Origin of the sequence: Mesorhizobium sp. M4B.F.Ca.ET.089.01.1.1 (genome assembly GCF_004022605.1) — a bacterium.
Lineage (GTDB): Bacteria > Pseudomonadota > Alphaproteobacteria > Rhizobiales > Rhizobiaceae > Mesorhizobium > Mesorhizobium abyssinicae.
In genome coordinates this window covers 1-4,711 of sequence record NZ_RZOS01000434.1, presented here as the reverse complement: position 1 = coordinate 4,711, position 4,711 = coordinate 1, and the positions used below count along the sequence as shown (strand labels likewise).

The following is a 4,711-nucleotide window of genomic DNA, read 5'->3' as shown; positions in this document are numbered from 1 at the left end:
TCCTTGAACCGGTCGAGATCGAGGAGCATGAGCGCGAGCTGTCCGCCCTTGCCGCCGCGGCGGGCCGCGGCGGCAAGGGCGGACAGCTCGCGCTCATGCTCCTCGATCTCGACCGGTTCAAGGAGGTCAACGACCTCTTCGGCCATGCCGCCGGCGACGCGATGCTGCAGAAAGTGGCGCAATGCGCCTCCGCCAAGCTTCGCCACGGACAGATGCTGGCTCGCCTCGGCGGTGACGAATTCGCCATCATCGCCCCGAACCTGCCGGATCCGCAGGCTGCCGGCCGCATTGCCGAGGCGGTGCTTTCGGCCATGCGCGAGGAGAACCGGCTGTCGCCCGGCGGCGGCCTGGTGTCGGCCAGCATCGGCATCGCGCTCTACCCGCTGGACGCCGACGAGCAGGCCTCGCTCGTCAGCCACGCCGACACCGCGCTCTACCGCGCCAAGGCGGAGGGCAAGGACACCTATCGCTATTTCGAAGCCTCGATGGGCGCCGAGGCGCGCGACAGGCGGGTGATGGAGCACGACCTGCGCCAGGCGGTGGCGCGCGGCGAATTCCGCCTCGTCTACCAGCCGCAAAAGGAGATCAGTACCGGCAGGATGATCGGCTTCGAGGCGCTGCTCCGCTGGCACCATCCCGAGCATGGCGACATCTCGCCTGCCGTGTTCATCCCGGTGGCCGAGGACAGCGGCGCCATCATCCAGATCGGCGAATGGGTGCTTTCGGCCGCGTGCGAGGAAGCCGCCCGCTGGAAAAACCCGCTGATGGTCGCGGTCAATGTCTCGGCCGTGCAGCTGCACAATCCGAACTTCAGCCGCAAGGTGCATGAGGTCCTGTTGCGGTCCGGCCTGGCGCCGGGCAGGCTCGAGCTCGAGATCACCGAGACGGCGCTGATCAAGGACATGCCGCGCGCGCTGGCGGCCTTGCGGCAGATCAAGGCACTCGGCGTCCGTGTCGCCATGGACGATTTCGGCACCGGCTATTCCTCGCTCTCCAACCTGCGCGCCTTCCCCTTCGACAAGATCAAGATCGACGGATCCTTCATCAAGTCGGTCGACAGGAACGGCCAGGTCGCGGCCATCGTGCGCGCCGTTCTCGGGCTCGGCCGCGGTCTCGGCCTGCCGGTGCTCGCCGAAGGCGTCGAGACGCTGGGCGAGCTCAAGTTCCTCGATGCCGAGGACTGCGAGATCGGCCAGGGCTTCTATCTTGGCAGGCCGGGCCCGATCGAGGCGTTCGGTGAGCTGACCGGCGTGGCTTCCGAGAAGGAGGACGACGGCGCCGGCAGGTCGCGCGGCGGCGGCAGCATCCTGATGCTGGAACCGGCGGCGGCCCTGCGCTCAGCTTGACGGGCCGAGCGCGGCTTCGACCAGCCGCCTGGCATCCGCTCCCGACCATTCGGCGGGGCCGTTCATATGCGCGATCAGGCAGCCCTCGCCGTCGATCAGCATGGTGACCGGCAGGCCGAGCGCCAGCCCGCGCGTCTTGACGTCGTTGAACAACGCCAGCGTCGGATCCCGGTAGTAGCCGAGCGTTGCGACGCCGATGTCGCTAAGGAACTTCTTCGGCTTGGTGTCGTCGCCGGTGTCGACATTGACCGCGACGACCTGGAAGCGGTCGCTGCCCATCTCCTTCTGCAGCGCGTCGAGTGCCGGCATTTCGGCGCGGCACGGCGCGCACCATGTCGCCCAGAGATTGAGCAGCAGCGTCTTGCCGGCGTGGTCGGCAACCGTCATCGGCTTGCCGTCGGGGCCGTTGAAGGCAAGGCTCTTCAGCGACTGCGGCGGATCGGCCGGCAACAGCGCCGCGACCTGGCCCGTAGCCTTGGCGGCGACCTGCTTGGCGCGCTCGGCCTTGGCCGCGCAGGCGGCATCGTCCTTGCCATCGGATGCCGCGACTTGCGTTGGAGCGTTGTTGCCAGAAGCGCTCTCGCTGACATATACCGCCACCGCGCCAGCCAGCACGCCCGCCACCAGGGCGGCGAGGATCAGGCGCGGGGCCGGGAATAGTTTACTGCGGTCTGCCATTTTCTTCAAAACTGCTCCGGAGCACGGGTTATAGCGATGAGCGACAAGAAGGCCAGCAACCAGATGTGGGGCGGACGTTTTGCCTCGGGTCCGGCCGCGATCATGGAAGCGATCAACGCGTCGATCTCGTTCGACCGCAAACTCTACGCACAGGACATAAGAGGTTCGATCGCCCATAGCGAGATGTTGGCTGAAACGGGCATTATTTCGACGGCCGATCAGCAAAAGATCGCTGACGGCCTGAACACGATCCTGAAAGAGATCGAGGCCGGCACGTTCGAGTTCTCGACCAGGCTGGAAGACATCCACATGAATGTCGAGGCGCGCCTTGCCGACCTGATCGGTACCGCTGCCGGCCGCCTGCACACCGCCCGTTCGCGCAACGACCAGGTGGCGGTCGACCTCAGGCTCTGGGTCAAGGATGAATGCTTCCGTGTCGCCGAGGCGCTGAAGGGGCTGATCGCCGCCTTCCTCGAGCGCGCCGAGGAGCATGCGGCGACGGTGATGCCGGGCTTCACCCACATGCAGGCGGCGCAGCCGGTAACCTTCGGCCACCACTGCATGGCCTATGTCGAGATGTTTTCGCGCGACCTGTCGCGTGTCCGCGACGCCATCGAGCGCATGGACGAGAGCCCGCTCGGCGCGGCCGCGCTTGCCGGCACCAGCTTCGCCATCGACCGCCACCAGACGGCGAAGGCGCTTGGTTTCCGCGAGCCGATGCGCAATTCGCTCGACGGCGTTTCCGACCGCGATTTCGCGCTGGAGTTTCTCGCCATGGCCGCGATCTGCGCCACGCATCTGTCGCGGCTGGCCGAGGAGATCATCATCTGGTCGACGCCGCAATTCGGCTTCGTCCGGCTGTCGGACTCATTCTCTACCGGCTCCTCGATCATGCCGCAGAAGAAGAACCCCGACGCCGCCGAGCTGGTGCGCGGCAAGACCGGCCGCGTCAACGGCCATCTGGTCGGCCTTTTGACGGTGATGAAGGGCATGCCGCTGACCTACGGCAAGGACATGCAGGAAGACAAGGAATCGGTCTTCGACGCCGCCGAGACGCTCGACCTGATGCTGGCGGCGATGACCGGCATGGTGCGCGACATGACCGTCAACGCCGCCGCCATGAAGAAGGCCGCCGGCTCGGGCCACGCGACCGCGACCGACCTTGCCGACTGGCTGGTGCGCAATCTCGGCCTGCCCTTCCGCGAGGCGCATCACGTCACCGGCCGCGCCGTGGCGCTGGCCGAGGACAAGAAGGTCGGGCTGGAGAAGCTTTCGCTCGAGGATCTGCAGTCGATCCATCCCGGCATCACGCAGGGCATCTTCTCCGTGCTTGCCGTGCAGAACTCGGTGAAGAGCCGCACAAGCTTCGGCGGCACCGCGCCGTCCGAGGTGCGCAAGCAGATCCGCTACTGGAAAAAGCGCCTGGCCAAGGCGTGAGAGGCTGATTGATGCAAACTGACAAGATTTTAGAACGCTACAGCCACCAGAAATCCAACCTGAGCCTGGCTCTTCTTTCCGACAACGACGGTGGGGATCCAAAGATTCTCATACAAGGCTCGAAGCGGGCGCTGCACCTTCTCGCAGAACTTCTCCTTGCAGTTGCTGATGAGAAAGCCAACGACGGCTTCGGTATGGGGCCAAGAAGTGCCGGAAGTTTCCACTTTTCCGCCACGTCCGAGTTTGGTGTGTATGTCCATCGGCTGGACGAATGACGAATTCTCGGGGCTTGATTTTGCCGGGATGCAATGCGCCGAAAACTCGGCTAAAAGCGCAGCACGCAAACAGTTTCGGACGGATGGATCGATGACCGCAAGCAGGATTTTGGTGACGCTCGCGCTGCTCGCGGCGATGGTTGCCGTCACGGCCTGCGGCCGAAGGACCGGCCTCGACACGCCTTACGAGGCGGCCGTGCAGGCGCGCAAGGATGCCGAGAAGGCCCATCAGCCCGTGCCGCCGGAGCCGGAAAAACCGGTCGAGGACAAGAAGTTCATCCTCGACCCGCTGCTCTAGAGTCGATGAGCTGGGTTTGGTCTTTCCAAACCCGATCTCGTCGTACTCAAACTTGTTCGGAACCACTCTCGTGAACCATTTCGACTATCGCGACGGCGTGCTGCATGCCGAGGACGTCGCCCTGCCTGACATCGCGGCACAGGTCGGTACGCCGTTCTATTGCTATTCGACGGCGACGCTGACCAGGCATTTCCGCGTCTTCAAGGAGGCCTTCGCCGGGCTCGACACGCTGGTCTGCTACGCCATGAAGGCGAACTCCAACCAGGCGGTGCTGAAGACGCTGGCAAGGCTTGGCGCCGGCGCCGACGTGGTCTCGGAAGGCGAGTTGCGCCGCGCCCTTGCCGCCGGCATTCCGGCCAGCAAGATCCTGTTCTCGGGCGTCGGCAAGACGGCGCGGGAGATGGATTTCGCGCTTTCGGCCGGCATCCTCTGCTTCAACGTCGAATCCGAGCCGGAGCTGGAACTGCTTTCGGCCCGTGCCGCCGCGCTTGGCAAGGTCGCGCCTATCTCGCTGCGCATCAATCCGGACGTCGACGCCAAGACACACAAGAAGATTTCCACCGGCAAGGCCGAGAACAAGTTCGGCATTGCGTGGCAAAGGGCGCGCCAGGTCTATGCCCGCGCCGCGCAACTGCCCGGCATCAGGGTCACCGGCATCGACACCCATATCGGCAGCC

The 4,711-nt window shown here is 65.2% G+C and carries 6 protein-coding genes; 5 read left to right on the top strand and 1 reads right to left on the bottom strand.

The annotated features are described in order from the left end of the window. On the top strand, window positions 1-1,346 hold a 1,346-nt coding region (locus EN780_RS27870; RefSeq protein WP_245500160.1), incomplete at its 5' end, for an EAL domain-containing protein. Here EN780_RS27870 and EN780_RS27865 read toward each other — a convergent pair. Continuing rightward, complete coding sequence (locus EN780_RS27865) at window positions 1,338-2,024, bottom strand: TlpA disulfide reductase family protein (RefSeq protein ID WP_128275903.1); 687 nt, start codon at window positions 2,022-2,024, stop codon at window positions 1,338-1,340. The genes EN780_RS27870 and EN780_RS27865 overlap by 9 nt on opposite strands. A 36-nt stretch (window positions 2,025-2,060) precedes the next feature. Here EN780_RS27865 and argH point away from each other — a divergent pair, with 36 nt between their 5' ends. The 4 genes from argH to EN780_RS27845 form a co-directional block, all read left to right on the top strand. Continuing rightward, window positions 2,061-3,461 (top strand): argininosuccinate lyase, encoded by a 1,401-nt coding sequence (gene argH / locus EN780_RS27860; RefSeq protein ID WP_128275902.1) that lies wholly within the window; start codon window positions 2,061-2,063, stop codon window positions 3,459-3,461. Between the two features lie 11 nt (window positions 3,462-3,472). Next, window positions 3,473-3,736 (top strand): hypothetical protein, encoded by a 264-nt coding sequence (locus tag EN780_RS27855; RefSeq protein WP_127312130.1) that lies wholly within the window; start codon window positions 3,473-3,475, stop codon window positions 3,734-3,736. 91 nt (window positions 3,737-3,827) lie between these two features. Further along, window positions 3,828-4,034: a hypothetical protein gene (locus EN780_RS27850; RefSeq protein ID WP_127391827.1), complete on the top strand. Its 207-nt coding sequence runs from the start codon at window positions 3,828-3,830 to the stop codon at window positions 4,032-4,034. Between the two features lie 70 nt (window positions 4,035-4,104). After that, window positions 4,105-4,711 (top strand): alanine racemase (locus EN780_RS27845; RefSeq protein WP_189556785.1); only part of this gene is annotated, 607 nt, incomplete at its 3' end.

Coding starts and splice junctions, on each gene's coding strand:
- EN780_RS27850 (WP_127391827.1), top strand. CDS start 3,828: ATGACCGCAAGCAGGATTTTGGTGACGCTCGCGCTGCTCGCGGCGATG.
- argH (WP_128275902.1), top strand. CDS start 2,061: ATGAGCGACAAGAAGGCCAGCAACCAGATGTGGGGCGGACGTTTTGCC.
- EN780_RS27865 (WP_128275903.1), bottom strand. CDS start 2,024: ATGGCAGACCGCAGTAAACTATTCCCGGCCCCGCGCCTGATCCTCGCC.
- EN780_RS27855 (WP_127312130.1), top strand. CDS start 3,473: ATGCAAACTGACAAGATTTTAGAACGCTACAGCCACCAGAAATCCAAC.